This window comes from Blautia sp. NSJ-175 (genome assembly GCF_022867815.1).
Taxonomy (GTDB): Bacteria; Bacillota; Clostridia; order Lachnospirales; family Lachnospiraceae; genus Blautia; species Blautia celeris.
The window spans coordinates 36522-55101 of the sequence record NZ_JALIFQ010000022.1 but is presented as its reverse complement, the minus strand read 5'-3'; the positions used below and the strand labels follow the sequence as shown (position 1 = coordinate 55101).

Genomic DNA, 18580 nt, shown 5'->3' with positions numbered 1-18580 from the left:
AGCCCGGAAAACAGTATGTTCACGCTTTTTTTACGATCGGTATCCAGACCTCGTACAGGGCGTTCTGCGGGTCCTGGTTTAAGTAGACTTCTATGTCCGGCCTGTCTGCGTATTCATACCCGGAGGTGGGAAGCCATTCTGTGACGATTCGCTGCTCCAGCTCCTGAATGGACAAATGGGTGCCGGAACCGGAGAAAATCGCCCAGGCGGAAGCCGGAACTTCATATTCCTCCAGATCCTCAGCTGTCGGAAGACTGCTGGCAACCGCAATAAAATATTTCCATTTTTCTTGGTCATTGCAGGCACTGACACCTAAGAGGCCCATGGGCTGCCGGTTCATCATGGCTGCCAGTTTCGGTATGGTGCCGTCGGCTGCCGCTTTGCCCCACATCCCGGGAACGATTTCAAAATTTTTTTCCACTTCCCTGTGCATGGGCTGCGAAATGCCTACAATGCGGAAGGCTTCCTTTTCTTCAATCCGATAATTCAACTCTTCCACTCCCTTTATGGTGATCGTAAAGCTGATGGGAGGATAAGATTTCAGGCAGGTGCCCGCTTTTTTGGCTGCGGAGGGTGTGATGCCGTGTACATTTTGAAAGGCACGGTTAAAGGCAGTGGGGGAAGCATAGCCGTATTTCAGGGCAATGTCCATGATTTTCGCATCGCTTCTCTGCAGGTCCGCGGCAGCCAGGGACATGCGTCTGCGGCGTATGTACTCTGAAAGGGGGATTCCTGCCATGTAGGTAAACATTCTCTGAAAGTGATAGGTGGAACAGCAGGCTATTTTCGCTGCCTGCTCATAATCGGTTTCCTCTTTGATATGTTCTTCCAGATAGCTGATGGCTTTATTGAGACGTTCGATCCAATCCATTTGTTATAGGCTCCTTTTTTTCATTATAATTGTCTCTGATTTTAATGTATTTTCTGTTGGGCTTCCTCTCCTTTTGTGCACAAAAAAGAGAGGTAATTTCAGTATAATGGAAAAACAGGTTTAGGACAATGGCGGTTTCTTCCAATGCGGCGGGGACTGGATACCGATATTCGTTTTCAGATATGTAAGCCACAGGCAGAACGGAAAAAACAGCCAGAGAATCCGTTCCTGTATAAGTGCGCTGCTGTTCTGTCCGTGCAGAATACAAAAAGAAAAGGAGAGCAGCAAAAAGAATCCTGTCATCATAAGAAGAGATGAAAGCTTTCTAAGCCGGAGGCTGCGCAGGAAAAAATATCCCGGCAAAACAGAAAAAATACTGAACAATCCGGAGATGAAAGCGGATGTAAAATTAAGAAAGCTCCATCCCGCTTTTTTCGGCTTTAAAAAGCAGAGCAATCTCCCTGGCCTTTTGTTCTGCCGTCTCTGTCCAGAAAGCAAAATCGGACCATTGGGAGGGAAGCATATCTCCCGGAATCCGGATGCGGATATCTAAAATCCAGATACATGCCGCTGCACTCAGAATACCGACCAAAAGGGGGAAGAGACCGTCCGCCTTCCTGAATATGCCGGACAGGAGATAGAGCAGGAAAAACGCGGCAGTGATACGAAGCAGTGCCTCCGAAAAAATCCCGTACAGATGCAGAGGAAGCAGAGTACCCTGTATTCCCGTACTGCCTGAAAACCGGCGGACAGCCTCCTGCCTGCTTTCCTTTCCGGTAATGTGAAGTGTAACACGGTTAATGACAGCCTTTGTATCCCTGTCCGCCTGTATGAGGGCAGTGCCGCTGCTGCCGGGGAGAACTCCCAGAATTTCATATGGTCTTCCGTCAATCATCAGGCTCTTCCCCTGTATCTTTGTACTTCCGAAGAGAAGCCCGGACAGTTTTTCATCGATCATGCAGCCGCCGGTATCTGTCACTTCCAGTGTACGGCTGCCCGGCAGAATAAGGCCGGAGCTGCCTGCTGCTGTGATGAGGCCGGCATTGGCCTTTCTGTTCAAATCGGGTGCGGCAACCTGCACATTTTCAGACTCTCCCCAGAGGGTAAAAGACAAATCACCATCTTGGCTGTCACGGGACAGGGAAAGAGCCTGGTTCCCGTCTATCCGGTTTTCTGTCTGTATGACACAGGTGGTTTCATCTGCCTTTATGGTTCCATAGAACAGCGCCTGGGCAAGACATATGAAACAGACGGCTCCCAGCAGAAGCTGTTTCATATGCCCCCTTTTCCCCCTCATTCTTCCTCCGGGCGTATGCGGTCGCCTGCCTTCACGGTCTTTTGGGAGGAGAGAATGATCTGGCTGTCTGCGTCTAATCCATCCGCCTTCAGAGCTGCCATGGTATTATTTTTCTCCAGAACCTCCACATTGATGCGGACAGCAGTGAGCTCATTTCCCAGAATATTTTCCGTTTCCTGTACGGTGAGGACAAAATACTGGTTGTCCTCCATGCGCAGTGCTTCCAGAGGAACTACGCAGGGATAGACAGCCGAGTTCATTTCTGCATAAAGCACAGCGCTTTCATCTGCGTCAAATTCGCCTTTTTCTATATCTGCCGTGATGTCTGTCAGGTCAGGATTTTCTTTATTCTCAGTAATGGATTGGATGGTGAGGCCCTCCGCCGTTTTTTTACCGTCAGCGGATTTTAAAGTGACCGCATCTCCGTCTGTGATGATTTCTGCCTGTTCCTTTGGGATGGATGCCGTATATCTGTATCCGGAAGATAAATCCGCCAGGGTGACGGAACTTCCCTCTCCCGTTGCGCTGCCGGCTTCCACATGGACTTTTCTTACGATTCCCTCTGCGGGGGAAAGAATCTGTCCGCCTGCTTTTTGAAGGGCGGTGTATTTGTCCAGCTCCGTCTGCAGTGTTTTCATCTCCATCTCCGTGGTCTTCGGTGTACTATCGGGTACGGTGGGTTTCCGGGTATCCTCCATCTTTCTCTGGGCATCAGCAAGTCCTTCCTCTCTCAGCCTGAGAGCGTCCTCATAGGCGTTTTCAGCCTGTGTGCAGGCATCAGCAAGCACCTGGCGCTGTTCGCCCGCAGACTGGTTTTCCAGGGCTTCTTGGGACGCCTGCCAGGTTTCCAGGGCTTCATCGGCTGACGTGCAGGCATCTCTTGCAGACTGCACCGCGTTTTCGGCCTCCTCTGCGTCCTTTTCCAGTGCTGCCAGAATCTCCTGGGGCTTTTGCTCCGTTTTTGCCTGCTCTAAGAGCGCTTTTTTCTGGTCTGCGTCTGCCTCCGCCTGTTCCAGGAGCTGATGCTTTTCATCGCTGGCCTGTATAAGCGCCTCTTCCACAGAATCGGGAAGGTTCTCCTGCTCGCCGCTGCTTTGACTGTCAAATTCTTCCAGCCGGTTCTGCGCTTCTGCCAGGGCCTCATAAGCCTGCTGAACTTTGGCATCCAGGCTTTCTTTTGTTCTGCTGTAATCTTCCTCTGCCCTGCTTTGCTCCGTATTCTTATTTTGCTGTTCCAGACGGCTTTTTTCCCTGCTGTCCTTAAGGCTCAGCTTTAATTTCTCCAGTTCCCGGTTTTTTAACAGGATCTTTTCTTCCAGATCCTCCATGTCCACTTCAAAGAGTACGTCCTGTTCAGAGACATGGTCTCCTTCACTGACAAGCACCTTTTTTACGCGGATGCCGGGTACAGTATTGACTGCCTGCTGCTGTTTCTCCTTCACGGTCCCTGTGGCAGTCACTTTGTATTTCAGGGCTGTCTTTTGCGGCGCGGTACATGTGACTCTGGGGGTTATGATGTTGGCTGCTGCCCGCGACAGAACCGTGAGCAAAGCCATGACCACCAGAAATGCGCCCAGAGCCTTCCCGGCTTTTTTCTGAATATCAGGTAATTGTTTTTTGTTATGAATCATGGTGTCTATCCTCTCTACTCTTTGACCGCTGCTGCAACGATCCCCTGTTCCAGATAATCCTGCCCGCACAAAAAAACCATCAGGGCAGGGAGCAGGGTTACCACAGATGCTGCAAAGGAAATTCCCGCGCGCTCCGGACTGATATTGGGCAGATACAGGGAAAGCGGCCAGAGTTTTTTACTTTTTAAGAAGGTCAGGGGCTGTTCGATCAGATTCCAGGATTCCAGAAATCCCAGTACAACGGCAGACACAATGCCTGAGGAACCAAGGGGAATGCCTAAATGCAGAAAAATGTCCCTCTCCCCCGCCCCGTCTATCCTTGCCGCGTCCATGAGCGCCTGCGGAATCCCACAGAAAAAGCGGTACATGATAAACACGGGGAATGTAGAGAAAGCACCCGGAAGAATTACCGCCGGAAGCGTGTCTGTGAGCTGCATTTCGGAGAGGACCAGATAGCTGGAAAGCATGGTGACCTGGAAGGGCATCATCATGAGCAGTATGTATAAAGTAAACAGCAGCTTTTTGAAAGGGAATGCATATCTGGCAAATCCCCAGGCAGCCGGAACTCCGGCCAGTAACTGTCCGGCCAGGATTCCGGCAGTGAGTGCGGCAGAATTCCAGAACATATGAAAAAATTCCGGGGAGTCCAGCAGAAGCTGCACATAATGCCTGAGGGTAGGGGTGAGGGGAAGAAGGCTCCATGACATAGGCTGTTCTCCAAGCGACAGGGCTGCCCCCAGGTGATTTTGTAATTCCCCGGTTCCCATCAGAGAACCGGTAAAAAGAAAGAAAATAGGATAACAGACAGCGGCTCCTAAAAGAAGCAGCAGAAATCCCGCTATTTTTTTGCTCATTTTATTCACTCCTCCAAATCCCAGGAACGCTTAAGCAGAGAGACAAGCCCGAAGATGACAAGAACCATCAGCACAGCCGCTGCTGCCAGCTTATCAAAATCCATTTCCCGGAACCAGTTATTGAACAGATGCTGCAGGAGATACATACTCTCATCAGGATAATCCCCTGCAGCCAGGTATCCCTCCCGGAACACCTTGAAAGAATTCAAAAATGACAGAACTGTGATGGTATAGAGGACCGGCTTCAGGCTGGGAAGGGTGATTTTAAAGAAGCAGGTCCACTCTCCTGCCCCGTCAACCCTGGCAGCCTCATACAGATTGTATGGAATACCGGACAGTCCTGCCATCCACAGCACGATATCATACCCCAGGTTCTTCCAGATATAACTGAACACCAGCACCCAGAAAGCATATCCGGAATTCATCCAGTCCACTGCCTCATGGCCTGTACTGACAGCCAGAAGGCTGAGAAACCCGTCTTCGTGAAAGGTCACTCTCCAGAGCAGGACCACAGATGCCACCGGAACAGCCATGGGAAGCAGAAATGCTGATTTTAAAAGGCTGCCCAGTCTTTTCAGCCGCTGCAGAAATACACTGATAAAGAGTGACATGCAGATAAGAAGCGGAATGCAGATACCGGTGAAGCGCAGGGTATTTTTGACTGCCAGCCGAAAGGCCGGAGTCCGGAACAAGATACGGTAATTGTCCAGACCCGTCCATGTCCTTGTGACCGCATTCTGGAAGGAACGGAGTGTTACATCCAGAAAAGGGATGAGGACAAAGATACAGACTCCGGCAAGGCTGGGCAGTAGGAACAAAATTCCTGTTAAGGCATGTTTTCTTCTACCCATAGGATATCACTCCGCCAGGTAGAGATTGATCTTTTTTAGAATGGCATCCACAGTATCGGAAACGGACACCTCCCCGGAAAGGCATTTTACCCCTTCTGCCATGACGGTTCTGTTTATGATCTCATCTGTGACTGCAGGCGTTTTCAGTGTTTTTATCATTTCCTTGAGTGCGTCGTAATCCTCCTGGGCAGGCGGGATCATTTCCAGATCAAGTACACTACCATCCACATCACTTTCCATATGTGTCATCCCCAGAGGGAAATTGGAGGGAAGTGTAAGCCTGCCATCAAAAGCCGTCCGGCTCACCGGCCAGGAAGCCGCAGCAGAACTGTACTGCCCCTCTGTCAGAAGAAAGCTTACAAATTCTCTGGCAGTCTCTTCGCTGCCGGTCTTGGAACTGATCCCAACAGGTGACAACGGAATAAATACGTTTTCCGACTGACCCGGCGTGCTTTTATATCCGCCGCTTCCGAAATATTTTGCCATGGAGAGGATATGAGAAAGCCCCTCTGCACTCATGAGGTTGCCTATGGTCATATGGGAATCCGTATACCCCATCTCAATGGTATTGAGCTGTGCGCTTGTCATAAAGGGAGACAGTTCAAATGGCTGGGATTCTGTGTCGGAGTATTCCATACTGTCCGGCGCATTCTGGGCGTCTGCTATCTTTTTTGCGTTTTCAAAAAACGCTGTCAGTCTTTCTTCATCCAGCGTTCCGTCCTCTGCCATCCAGGATGGGGAAGAAGAAGGAATCAGAGTCAGTAAAAGTGTGGAATTCGTCATACTTCCCAGAACATGGCTGACCTCCGGACGGTTTTCCCTGTTCGCTTCCGCTGCCTCTGCCAGCTCTTCCAGACTGCCGATCCGGTCCAGCACGGACTGTTCACCTACGAGGACCGGTATGGAAAAACCGGTGGGCACTGCGCGGAGTGCGCCGTCTTTTTTGTAAGCGTTTACAATATTGTCAAAGAATTTTTCCTTCTGATCTGCTTTTTCCACCAGATCCCCAATATCCATGAGCAGCCCTTTTTCTATGTAGGAAGAAATGGGCAGGCCGTCCAGGATCAGCACATCCGGTCCCTCGCCGGCCATGATATTCGTATTCAGTGTCTTCAGCGCGTCGGATCTGGTCACAGCATCCTTTCCTGTCATGCCGGTTTCATACTCCACCATCACATCAGAGTGCCGGCCCTGAAAGGCTGTGATGGACTGGCGGATATTCGGGCTGTCATACAGTGAATACACGGTGATGGCATGCTCCGGCTGAAGAGATGCCTCGGTATCGAACATATAGCGGAACAGGCGTCCCTGCTCATCCATATAATAGGGGATGAAAATGGTTCCGTCCGTCAGGGCAGCGGATATGTCGGCAGAAAACGAATTGCTGTTCATCTGTCCCATGGAGCCATTGAAAATTTTCTCTATGGCAGTTCCGTCTGTTTTGTAGCGGTAAATACCGGACTGGCTGACAAAATACAGGGATTTGCCGTCAGCACCCGGCAGTATGGAGAAATCCATGGATCCTTCCTGCAGGAAACTGCTGAGGGCCTCCTGCTCTCCCTCGGGTTCCTGTGTCTGCAGATCGTATGCTATGACTTTTATATTTTCATATTTGAGAGAGCCATCATCCAGAACACGGATATCACTGGAAAATTCAAAAAGCCTGTCGCCCACACAGGCGTACATGGCCATCCCCTGGATTTCCTGTCCCTCTGCTGTCTCCTGGCCATAAGTGTGTTTCAGCGAAAAGGTTTCACCGTCCAGTTGATAAACATTTGTGTCATCCATACACAGAACATCACCGGAATCTGTAAAAACGGCATTTCTCACTATATTGACACTGCCTGAGTCTTCAATGGACGTCTGGGGAAGTTCCGGGTCAACTGTGCGTACGCTTCCGTCCGCTGTCACCATCTTATACCGGCGCTGCTCACTTCCCATACCGTAAAAGATATCACCTTTGCCGGAGATAGCAAAAAATGCGGAGCTATCTTGGGATGCCAGATCATCCCTCAGTTCCTGAGGCGTTTCCGCCCAGGAGACCCAGCTTTCCCCCTTGTCGTCAGAGTCAAAGATCCCGTTGGCAGAAGCTATTCTCAAACTGCCGTCTTCCAGCCCCTTCATTGCCAGAAGCAGGTCATCGAGAAAAGGCGCGTCTGCGCCGTTTGAATCTGCAGGTTTTAAAATATCTGTGTCGTGGAGCTTTATTTCCTGTTCCGTATATCTGCCTTTTGCGGCGCTTTGGCTGCCTGTATCCTTCTCCTTCTCTTTCTCATCCTGCGCTTTCCCGCATGAGGCAAGCGTAAATACGAGGCAGAGGGAAAGCACGGCAAGAATCCGTTGTGTCCATCTCTTTTTTTGGTTCATTTCATCTATCCTTTCTCTCAATACTCCCTTGTAAGACCGGTCTTTTTACATGAATCAGTATAGCATAGCAAACCTCTACGTTACATCTATTCAATCTCTAATTTACCTCTAAATTACTGGAAATAGTGTCGAATGTTCCTATAAAATGTTATACTGACCAGAGCAGATATGAAAGGGGATATATATTATGCGGATTCTGATCATTGAGGACGATATACAGCTGTGCCAGACACTGGCCTATCGGCTGAAAAAAGAAGGAATTCATGCGGATCACTGCCATGACGGCGCAGAAGGACTGATGGCTGCAAGAGAAAATGCCCATGATCTTATATTACTGGACCGTATGCTGCCGTCTCTCTCCGGAACGGAAGTGCTCAGCCTCCTTAGAAAAGAGGGAAACAGCACGCCGGTGATACTGGTCACAGCTCTTGGGGAAGTGAAGGAGCGTGTGCAGGGGCTGGACTGCGGTGCAGACGATTATCTGGTCAAACCGATTGCGTTTGAGGAGCTGATGGCCCGGATACGGAGCATTGGACGAAGGCCGAGGAAGATGGACAGTGGAATGGAGCTGCATTATCTGGATTTATCTTTTGATATCCGCTCAAAGGTTCTCTCCTGCGGGGAAAATACCTGCAGGCTGTCGCGCACAGAAGGGGATTTGATGGAAGTTTTTCTGAAAAATCCCGGGCAGGTGCTGGCAAGAAAGAATATTGTCACAAAGGTATGGGGAATTGACACGGAAATTGAGGACGGCAATCTTGACAATTTTATTCATTTCCTGAGAAGAAGGCTGAAATCTGTGGGAAGCAGCCTGTCCATCCGGACCATTCGCGGCGTGGGCTACAGTCTGGAGGAATAGATGTATAAAAAACTCCGAAGAAAAATGACCCTGTTCTGTACAGCGGTCACCGGGATCATTCTTCTGGCTATGACATTTGCCGGGCTTCTGGCTTTTAAAAACCTGCTTGAGGCCAATGACGCGGCAGTGCATGACAAGGATATCAATTCTGTGCTGACTTATCTGGAAAACGGGGGCATGATCGATTATGAAAAGATCAGTGCAGTGGCAGACCGGCGTTTCTACACAATAGTTCTGTATGAAAACGGTGTGAGCTATACTTACAGTCCAGAAAAAGAAAAACAGAAGCTGATGGAAAAGGTGATTCAGAGGGCAGAGAATGCCTACGGATTTGACGTGTATGATCCGCCTGCAGGCAGAGGAAAAGAAAAACCCCTGGAATTTTCCATGAAAATAAATCATACAGAACATATGATAACGTTTGCGACAGTACCCTACCGGCACGGTACTTTCTGTGTCGCGGTCTCCTATGCAAGAGAGACACTGAATCATCAGATTTGGTACCTGTACCTTGTTTTTGCCGTCATAGATCTGACGGCCTTGGTACTTCTGCTTCTCTTTTCCTGGTTTTACACAGGCCGTATGCTGTCTCCTATTGAAAATAACAGAACAAAGCAGATGCAGTTTGTGGCATCTGCCTCCCATGAACTCCGTTCCCCGCTGGCTGTGATGCTGTCCAGCGCAGACGCCATGGCTGTGGCTGATGAGGAGGACAGACCCGGGTTTCACGAAATGATAAAGGCAGAGGGACAGAGAATGTCCCGGCTGGTGAATGATATGCTTTCTCTTGCAAGTGCGGACAATCAGTCCTGGTCCATGCATTTTGAAAAGGTTTCTCTGGATACCCTGTTCTCAGAAGTATATGGGAGGTATCATATGCTGGCAAAGAAAAAGGGTCTTAAGCTTCACATCAGCCTTCCGGAATGTGAGGAGAATCCAATAGTCCTCTGTGACGAGCAGCGTCTGGAGCAGGTACTGGACATACTGCTGGACAATGCTGTCAGTTATACACCGCAAGGCGGAACGATTTTGCTGGGATATGAAAAGGATGGGACAAAGTGGAAGTTCTTTGTGGCGGACAGCGGCCCCGGAATCCCGGACAAATGGAAGGAACGGATTTTTGACCGTTTCTTCAGAGGGGATGCCTCAAGAAAAGAGAAAAAGCATTTTGGCCTTGGCCTCAGTATTGCAGGGGAGATTGTCAGGCTTCATAAAGGGAAAATCTGGGTGGAGGACAGAAAAGGAGGAGGGAGTGTTTTTTATTTTACGGTTCCGGGATACAGAAATGGTTCAGAAAAAGCAGATGGTTTACTATAAATATATTATGTAAACTATATTGTGCTTATATAGGTAAGCGCCACGGCAGCGAGTATTTGATGATTAAAAAAACACACTGGAGAATTGTCACGGAAATCTCCAATGTGTTTTTTGTTTATATGAATAGAGATATGTCAGAGCATATTTTCTATTCTTTCTGTCTTACATGCCGTTTGGTCTGTGGATATAATCCCATGGATTTTTGTAAACACCGTTTACGCTTACGCCAAAGTGCAGATGATATCCTGTGGCAGCCCCTGTCATGCCCACATAGCCGATGAGCTGGCTTGCCTTGACTGTCTGTCCTTTTTTGACAACCGGATTGGAAATCATATGCATATAGATGGTGTGAAGGCCGTTTCCGTGGTCAATCTCCACGTAATTGCCTTCTCCGCCCCAGCCGTACCCTGCGTTGACCACTGTGCCTCCGGCAGCGGCAAGAATCCTGGAGTTGGCAGGTGCAGCCAGATCCACGCCCTTGTGATTGGTGGAACCAATTCCGCCCGGGCTGTCACGGTTCCCGAATTCACTGGATACATAAGTGATACTCGGACAGGGGAAGCACCACTCCCCGTTGCCATATTCCACTTCTGTGCGGACACCGTTTTCATCCAGGTAGTAGCCGTCCATGTAGGTATTCACAGCCATGGCACCGTTTGATTTGAAATAGTAGTAATTATCACCGATTTTTTGCCAGCCGGTCTGCATGACACCGTTTTTATTCAGATAATATTTGCTGCCTCCGACCGTAACAGAGCCGGTCTGCATGACACCGCTATTGTTAAAATAGTACCACTTTCCTCCTATTTGCTGCCAGCCGGTAAGTGTGATTCCGCTGCTGCTGAGATAATACTTCTTTCCTTTGATCGTCACCCATCCTGAGGACATGGCGCCGCTTGTGGGATTAAAGTAATAGGAGCAGCCTCCGATCTTCTGCCACCCTGTAAGCATGGCACCGCTGCCGTTCATATAGTACCAGGTATTCCCTAATCTGAGCCATCCGGTCTGCATGGCACCGCTGCCGTTAGAATAATACCAGGTTTTTCCCACTTTGTACCATCCGGTCTGCATGGCACCGCCTGAGGGATTCAGGTAATACCAGGTGCCGCCCAGATTCAGCCAGCCAGTAGCCATGGCACCACTGCCGTTCAAATAATACCAGGTACCGCCCAGATTCAGCCATCCGGTCAGCATGGCGCCGCTGCCGTTAGAGTAATACCAGGTTTTTCCCACTTTGTACCATCCGGTCTGCATGGCACCGCCTGAGGGATTCAGGTAATACCAGGTGCCGCCCAGATTCAGCCAGCCGGTCTGCATAGCACCACTGCCGTTCAAATAATACCAGGTACCGCCCAGATTCAGCCATCCGGTTTGCATGGCACCGCTTCCGTTGGAGTAATACCAGGTTTTACCTACCTTGTACCAGCCTGTTTTCATAACTCCGTCTGAGGGGTTGAGATAATACCAGGTACCATTCAGATTCAGCCATCCGAGAGCTGCCGCACCATTTCCCTGCAGATAATACCAGCGATTATTGATATACCGCCATCCGCCGGCTTCCATGGCACCGCTGCCGTTTAGATAATACAGACCTCCGCCTATTTTCTGCCATCCGGTGAGCATCACGCCTTTTTTGTTGAGATAATACCAGGTGCCGTTCAAATTAAGCCAGTTATTAATATGCAGAGAACCATTTGGATATATGTAATACCATTGCTTGTTGTATTTTGTCCAGCCATTGCCGGTCAGCATGGCACCGTTTGATTTTAAAAGATATTTCTTTCCGTCTGCACTTAACAGGCCTGTCCTCATCTTTCCGTCTGTGCCCAGATAATACCAGGCACCGTTTAAATTCAGCCAGCCTTTGTTGTAAAGGGTTTGATTTTTGTTTACATAGTAATATGTCTTTCCACTTTTCAGCCATCCGGTTTTTGTATACAGACTGCCGTCGTCTGTTATATAATACAGCTTGCCGGAAAGTTTCAGGATAGTCTTTTGGTACATCAGGCCATCTTCCTGAAAGTAATATTTCTTTTTCTCTATGGTCTGCCAGCCTGTAGTTTTCAGACCCTGTTCATCCAGGTAATATGTGCCCTCTTCTAATGTAAGCCATCCGGTTGCAAGAGTACCGTCTTCCCTGTAGTAGTGAGTGCCGTCCTCCTCCTCTATCCAGCCTGTTTTCACAGGAACAGCCTGATTGTTCTCATCCGTGGGGACTTCAGGTGTTGGTTCGTCAGAAGGGGAATCCGCATCCTCCTTTTTTTCATCCGGGTCCTCCGCGGCATCACTGTCCGGATTGGGATCTGGCGGCTGTTCTTCATCTTTTATGATATCTTGTTCTGCACCGGGTTCGGGGACATTTTGGGAGGCTTCCTTTTCGCCGGTCTCGGCGTTTATGATATTCTCTTCCTGGGCCGCATAAATATTCTGCTGGCTCACCATCAAAGAAGCACTCAGTATCGCTCCGCACACCGCTGTCTTGATCAGTTTCTTATTCCTCATATTCTCCCCCTTACGCAAATGTACTTTCATCCAATATAATGGTAAAAGGTCCCTCGTTTACAAGCGATACCTGCATCAGGGCACCGAATCTGCCGGTTCTGACTACAGGGACTTGTTCTCTTGTCTTCTCGATGATATATTCATAAAGCGCTTCCGCCATCTGAGGTTCTCCTGCGCCAAAGAAGCTGGGCCGGCTGCCTTTTCTGCAGTTGGCGTACAGTGTGAACTGGGATATCAGAAGCACCTCCCCGCCCACATCGGCCAGAGACAGGTTTGTCTTTCCTTCTGCATCCGTAAAGATCCGGAGATTGACCATTTTCTTAATGTACTGGTCTGCAGTCTCTTTTGTGTCCTCCCTGCCGATTCCCACAAAAACAAGAAATCCGCGGTTGATCCTGCCTATGCACTCCCCTTCCACATGGACAGACGCCTCACTGACTTTTTGAATTACAAATTTCATTTACGCAAAAAACTCCTTTTTTTCTTTTCTTTCTCGTCTTTCTCTTCCTCAGGAACCATTTTTACCGGCTCCAGGGTTTCCGGATTGATAAAATCCACATTCTGATACCTATTCTCCTCTGTAGGCAGATCCTTCTTTTTCAGCCAGGAATTGCGCAGGTATTTAAGGCCTGCCACAATAACAGCCCACACCGGCACACCGATGATCATGCCCGGAATGCCAAGCAGTCCGCCGAACAGCAGAATAGCCACAATGACCATAAAACTGGAAAGGCCTGTGGAGCCGCCCAGAATCTTTGGGCCAAGAATATTACCGTCAAACTGCTGTAGCAGCAGGATGGTGATCAGGAAGTACAAACACTGCATGGGATTGACCAGCAGTATGATAAAGGCACTGGGTATGGCGCCCAGGTACGGTCCGAAGAACGGGATCACATTGGTCACACCAACGATCACACTGACCAGGATTGCATAGGGGGTTCCGATGATGGAGGTAAGGATATAACACAGAACACCGATAATGGCAGAGTCTACGATCTTACCGTTGACAAAACCGCCGAAGGTCCTGTTCACAAAACGGCAGCCTTTGATGATGTCATTGGCTCTCTCCGCATCAAACGCAGCGTAGATGAACATTTTTCCCTGTGTGAGAAATCCTTCTTTGTCAGCCATCAGATAGACGGAAATAATGGCACCGATCAAAAAGTTCTTGATAAAGACCAGCGCGCCGAACACACCTGTGGTAAACTGCTGCAGAACCTCTTTCACCTGGGGAAGAAGCTGGACATTCATCCAGGTCTCCACCTTAGAGGAATAGCTGTTGAAGAAATCAATGGCTGTGGAACGCAGCTCCGGATTGTTCTTCAGAATGGAATTCAGCCAGTTTCCCACATTCTGCACGTATCTGGGCATGTCATTGATGATGCTGATGATACTTTCCACAATAGACGGCACGATCATGGCCATCAGGGAATAGATGATCAGCAGCGCAAACAGCAGCGCAAAAAAGACAGAGATATAGCGGACTGCTTTTTTCTTCTTTTTATTGATATCCATCTTCTTTCTCTTCATAAGAGGAAAGAAGATCTTCCGTTCCTGAAAATTCACAACCGGTGTCAGCAGATAGGCGATGACCACTCCGAAGATTACCGGCATCATGACACTGCTCAGAATACGAAATCCCCGTATGAGCACGTCCATATGAAAAATCCCAAAATAAAAGAGCATACTGGCACAAATAACTGCAAATGCTGTAACGCCCCAATACAAATATTTTTTATCCCAACGAAACTTCATGTTAAGCCTCCGATTATGCATAAACTGGAATCATTATAACATGAAATTTATTATTTGTGTCATAATTCTGTAAAAAAGTTATTTATTTTTTTAAATTTCTATGATATATTCAATTATGCTACGGAGGATAATGATATGAAATTACAGAAATTACTGAGTCTCACCAGAAAAGCGGTGGATGAGTTCTCCCTCATAGAGGACGGGGATAAGATCGCTGTGGGTGTATCAGGAGGAAAAGACAGCCTGACCATGCTCTATGCACTCCACGGGCTGATGCGCTTCTACCCCCATCCCTTTTCCATAGAAGTGATCACTGTGGACCTGGGGCATCCCGGGTTCCATGTGGAGAAAATAAAAGAACTGTGTGATTCCCTGGGGCTGCCGTTCACGGTGGTGAAGACAGACATCGCGCAGATCATCTTTGATGAGCGGAAAGAGAGCAATCCCTGTTCCCTCTGCGCAAAGATGCGGAAAGGTGCCCTCAACGAGGAGGCGAAGAAACTGGGCTGCAATAAGGTGGCGTATGCCCATCATAAGGATGATGTGGTGGAAACCATGCTCCTCTCCCTGATTTTTGAGGGAAGGTTCCACACTTTCTCGCCCAAAACCTATCTGGACCGCATGGATTTGACGGTGATCCGTCCGCTGCTCTATGTGGAGGAGGCAGACGTCATTGGATTTAAAAATAAATATGACCTGCCGGTGGAGAAAAGTCCCTGCCCGGTAGACGGATATACCAAAAGGCAGTATGCCAAGGAACTGCTCCGGGACCTTACAAAAGAACATCCGGGGACAAAAGAGCGCATGTTTACCGCCATTTTAAACAGCAATATAAACGGATGGGATAAAAGAATACCGAAATAAACACAGAAAATAAGGAGCTGTGCAGAATTTATGTTCTGCACAGCTCCTTCCAGATAGTATCGGCAGAAATCGGAATCTACCTTATTTCGCTCTTCTGCCTTCTTTGATCTCAATGGCTCTCTTGATCATTTCCACACAGCCATCAATGCCCAGTACGCCGCTGTTCAGGCATAAGTCATAACTGGTGGCATCTCCCCATTTTTTGCTGGTGTAGTAATTATAGTAGCTGGCTCTTCTCTTGTCTGTCTTCTGGATTCTGTCTTTTGCAGCGGAATCTGTCAGTTCATGCTTTCTTGCGATCCTCTTGATCCGTTTATCCAGATCAGCATGTATAAATACGCTGATCGCACCTTCATAATCGGAAAGCGCATAATCCGCGCAGCGGCCCACAATCACGCAGGGCGCTTCGGAAGCCAGCTTTTTGATGGTGTCAAACTGTGCCAGGAATACCTTGTGGTTGATGGGCATATCGGTAAATGCCGCAGAGGAATAGCCAAAGGAATATGTATCCATGACCAGGGAATACAAAAAACTGTTGGTTGGTTTTTCATCGTTGTTCTCGAATAACTCCTGACATAATCCGCTGTCCTTAGCTGCCCTGTCAAGAAGCTCCTTATCATAACATTTGATGCCCAGTTCTTCAGCCAGACGCAGGCCCACTTCTTTACCGCCGCTTCCGTATTGTCTTCCAATTGTAATTACCGTATTTGCTGCCATAATCAAACACTCCTCTCTATTCGATAATCCCCTCTCTCTGACATTGTTGTAGCAATGCATCAGACAAATGTGGAATTATTATCTTACTATAACTATTATAATCTATTTTATCCAATCTGTATATAAAATTTATATTATTTTATCGGAATTTTATGAGAAGTTTTTCAAAATATTCCGGCAGAGGTGCTGTAAACTCCAGGTACTCTTTCGTGGCCGGATGGATAAAGCCTAAAACCATGGCGTGCAGTGTCTGGCCTTCCAGTCCGGATACCGGACATTTTCTGGGGCCATACACCAAATCTCCTAAAAGGGGATGCCCGATGCTGCTCATATGCACACGAATCTGGTGGGTACGCCCTGTTTCCAGGCGGCATTCGATATACGTGTAGTTTCCGAAACGCTCCAGCACCCTGTAATGGGTGACAGCCGGTTTGCCGTTTTTCTGGTTGACTGCCATTTTTTTGCGCTCCGTGGGATGACGGCCGATGGGACCCTCTACAGTACCCTCATCTTCTGTCAGGTTTCCGTGTACGATCGCCCGGTACCGCCGTGTGATGCTGTGGTCTTTTAACTGCTGTGCCAGATCTCTGTGTGCCAGGTCTGTCTTGCACACAAGAAGGGCGCCGGTAGTGTCCTTGTCAATGCGGTGTACAATGCCGGGACGGAGCACGCCGTTGATACCGGATAAATTACCTCTGCAGTGATACAGGAGGGCATTCACCAATGTGCCGCTGTAATGGCCCGCACTTGGGTGCACCACCATTCCCTTTGGCTTATCCACCACAAGCAGATGCTCGTCTTCATATAAAACGGACAGGGGAATATCTTCCGGCAGAATATCCGGTTCTCTGTTGTCCGGGATAAAGACACAAATCTCGTCATCCTCAGCCAGTTGGTAGCTGGACTTTACCGGTTTATCTCCCACTGTGACATTTCCGTCTTTTAACTGCTTCTGAAGGAAGGAACGGGAGTAGCCGTCAAGTTCCAGGGCCAGATATTTGTCAATACGCTCCCCTGCCTGTGAGGGGTCAGCCAAAAGGCAGATTCTTTTCATTTTACATTCCCTTTCCATGATAAAAACGCAAAATCTTCCTCCTTGTAGAGGAACAAAAAGGAGATTAAAAATAACGCCATGGAGACTACCACATAGATATCCGCCACATTAAAGACAGGAAAATTAATGGGGGAAAAGTAAATAAAATCCACAACATAATTCAGCCGGACACGGTCAATGAAGTTTCCGATTGCCCCGGCGGAGATGACAAAGCAGATTATCCGCAATAGCAGATACTTTCTTTTTACAGGCATGCGCCAGAGGACATAGAGCACAGCGCACAGTATGACAACGGTTATAATGCCAAAGAAAATAAACTGGTTCTGGAAAAGGCCAAAAGCAGCGCCCCTGTTTTCCAGATAATGCAGATAGAGCACATTGGGGATCAGGGGAATATCCGCCTGGTCCTTCAGATGCCGGACAGCCAGGTATTTTGTCCACTGGTCCAGTCCGGTCAAAAGAGTTACGCTGATGAGAAACTGCACCAGCACAGTTATTTTTTTTGTTTTCTGATTCATGTTCATCTCCCTGCGGCTACTCCAGTATTTCCCGGATAGCGGTGAGCAGTTCTTCATCTGTCACGGTCTTATCCACCACCGCGTATCCCGGTTCTTTCATAAGAATGAATTTGATCCTGCCCTGCTCCATTTTTTTATCGGACTTTGTGACGCTTAATACTTCCTCTGCGCGCAGCCCGTCTGTGGAAACAGGCAGGCCAAAAGCCTCCAGAAGCTGCTTTACATTTTCATACTCCTCCACTGTGATCATGCCGCGCCGCATGGATAAGTATGCGGAGGCCACCGTGCCGACTGCCACGCACTGGCCGTGGAGCAGGCGGAAATCCTTTAGCTTTTCAACTGCATGGCCAACTGTATGGCCCATATTCAGAACAGCCCGTTCTCCCTGTTCTGTGGGGTCATTTTCAACCACAGTCTTTTTGATGACACAGCTTCTGCAGATCATCTCGGAAAGGGTATCCGTGTCAAGGGCAAGTATTTTGGCACGGTTTTCATACAGCCAACGGGAATAGGAGGCGTCACGGATAAATCCGTGTTTCACAACCTCCCCCATACCGCAGGAAAACTGCTCCAGGGGCAACGTGCATAATGTGCTCACATTCATATATACCATGCGGGGCTGATGGAACGCACCCACCATATTTTTGTATTTTAAGAAATCCACACCTGTCTTGCCGCCGATACTGCTGTCCACCTGGGCCAGAAGTGTGGTGGGTACCTGAATAAAGTCAATTCCCCGCAGATAGGTAGCCGCCGCAAATCCGGTCATATCACCTACCACACCGCCCCCGAGGGCAACCAGAAAATCCTTCCGGTCAAAGTGCATTTCGATCAAATGCTGATATATCCCCTGGACCTGTTCCAGTGTCTTATTCTCCTCCCCGGCGGGAAGCACATGGGAAGTCACAAAGCAGGCACACCGTTCCAGCTCTTTTTTCACGGTATTTAAATACAGCGGAGCAACCGTGCTGTCCGTCACAATGCAGAATTTTCTCCCGGAGAATTCCAGTCTCTTAAGCTGCGCGGATAAATCCGAAAAATCCTTGCGGAATATAATGGGATAGGAAAAATCCCCGTCTCTTCTAACCTGTAATATGTCTGCTGTCATTCTTTTCACTCCTGT

General features: G+C 48.6%; 16 protein-coding genes. 3 read left to right on the top strand and 13 right to left on the bottom strand.

The genetic code is table 11. The features are described from left to right. Positions 1-19: 19 nt before the first annotated feature. From MUB35_RS24580 to MUB35_RS24555, 6 genes are all read right to left on the bottom strand, one after another. Entirely contained in the window at positions 20-871 is an 852-nt protein-coding gene (locus MUB35_RS24580) for an AraC family transcriptional regulator (protein ID WP_033142282.1), read from the bottom strand. A 409-nt stretch (positions 872-1280) separates the two neighbouring features. Then, positions 1281-2168, bottom strand: a complete 888-nt coding sequence (locus MUB35_RS24575; RefSeq protein ID WP_244806982.1) for an ABC transporter permease — start codon at positions 2166-2168, stop codon at positions 1281-1283. Then, positions 2165-3799 (bottom strand): biotin/lipoyl-binding protein, encoded by a 1635-nt coding sequence (locus tag MUB35_RS24570; protein ID WP_033142284.1) that lies wholly within the window; start codon positions 3797-3799, stop codon positions 2165-2167. Before MUB35_RS24570 ends, MUB35_RS24575 begins: the two co-directional genes overlap by 4 nt. A gap of 14 nt (positions 3800-3813) precedes the next feature. Continuing rightward, on the bottom strand, positions 3814-4653 hold the full coding sequence (locus MUB35_RS24565; RefSeq protein WP_033142285.1) for a carbohydrate ABC transporter permease: 840 nt from the start codon (positions 4651-4653) through the stop codon (positions 3814-3816). A 5-nt stretch (positions 4654-4658) separates the two neighbouring features. Continuing rightward, positions 4659-5504 carry a carbohydrate ABC transporter permease gene (locus tag MUB35_RS24560; RefSeq protein WP_033142286.1) on the bottom strand — a complete coding sequence of 282 codons (846 nt, stop codon included), beginning with the start codon at positions 5502-5504 and terminating at the stop codon, positions 4659-4661. Positions 5505-5510: 6 nt separating this feature from the next. Continuing rightward, positions 5511-7871, bottom strand: coding sequence for an extracellular solute-binding protein (locus MUB35_RS24555; protein WP_244806981.1), 2361 nt, complete (start codon positions 7869-7871; stop codon positions 5511-5513). Positions 7872-8058: 187 nt separating this feature from the next. On the opposite strand from MUB35_RS24555, the gene MUB35_RS24550 reads away from it, so the two are divergent. Then, complete coding sequence (locus MUB35_RS24550; protein ID WP_033142288.1) at positions 8059-8730, top strand: response regulator transcription factor; 672 nt, start codon at positions 8059-8061, stop codon at positions 8728-8730. Continuing rightward, positions 8731-10047, top strand: coding sequence for a sensor histidine kinase (locus MUB35_RS24545; protein WP_244806980.1), 1317 nt, complete (start codon positions 8731-8733; stop codon positions 10045-10047). A 162-nt stretch (positions 10048-10209) separates the two neighbouring features. Here the strand turns inward: MUB35_RS24545 and MUB35_RS24540 are convergent, their stop codons facing one another. The 3 genes from MUB35_RS24540 to MUB35_RS24530 are packed head-to-tail and all read right to left on the bottom strand — an operon-like array spanning position 10210 to position 14304. Continuing rightward, on the bottom strand, positions 10210-12549 hold the full coding sequence (locus MUB35_RS24540) for a peptidoglycan DD-metalloendopeptidase family protein (RefSeq protein ID WP_244806979.1): 2340 nt from the start codon (positions 12547-12549) through the stop codon (positions 10210-10212). Positions 12550-12559: 10 nt separating this feature from the next. Further along, entirely contained in the window at positions 12560-13009 is a 450-nt protein-coding gene (gene dtd, locus MUB35_RS24535) for a D-aminoacyl-tRNA deacylase (protein WP_033142403.1), read from the bottom strand. Further along, positions 13006-14304, bottom strand: coding sequence for an AI-2E family transporter (locus tag MUB35_RS24530; RefSeq protein WP_033142404.1), 1299 nt, complete (start codon positions 14302-14304; stop codon positions 13006-13008). Before MUB35_RS24530 ends, dtd begins: the two co-directional genes overlap by 4 nt. A gap of 135 nt (positions 14305-14439) precedes the next feature. Here MUB35_RS24530 and MUB35_RS24525 point away from each other — a divergent pair, with 135 nt between their 5' ends. Next, entirely contained in the window at positions 14440-15168 is a 729-nt protein-coding gene (locus MUB35_RS24525; RefSeq protein ID WP_033142405.1) for a tRNA 2-thiocytidine biosynthesis TtcA family protein, read from the top strand. Positions 15169-15249: 81 nt separating this feature from the next. Here the strand turns inward: MUB35_RS24525 and MUB35_RS24520 are convergent, their stop codons facing one another. The 4 genes from MUB35_RS24520 to aroB all read right to left on the bottom strand — a co-directional run bounded on the left by MUB35_RS24520 (position 15250) and on the right by aroB (position 18565). Next, the gene (locus MUB35_RS24520) at positions 15250-15885 is read right to left on the bottom strand and encodes a cytidylate kinase-like family protein (protein WP_033142406.1); all 636 of its coding nucleotides are present in this window, start codon (positions 15883-15885) and stop codon (positions 15250-15252) included. Positions 15886-16024: 139 nt separating this feature from the next. Continuing rightward, positions 16025-16939 carry an RluA family pseudouridine synthase gene (locus tag MUB35_RS24515; protein ID WP_033142443.1) on the bottom strand — a complete coding sequence of 305 codons (915 nt, stop codon included), beginning with the start codon at positions 16937-16939 and terminating at the stop codon, positions 16025-16027. Further along, entirely contained in the window at positions 16936-17457 is a 522-nt protein-coding gene (gene lspA / locus MUB35_RS24510) for a signal peptidase II (RefSeq protein ID WP_033142407.1), read from the bottom strand. The genes MUB35_RS24515 and lspA overlap by 4 nt, the downstream gene beginning before the upstream one ends. Before the next feature lie 16 nt (positions 17458-17473). Continuing rightward, entirely contained in the window at positions 17474-18565 is a 1092-nt protein-coding gene (aroB, locus tag MUB35_RS24505; protein ID WP_033142408.1) for a 3-dehydroquinate synthase, read from the bottom strand. Positions 18566-18580 lie beyond the last annotated feature (15 nt).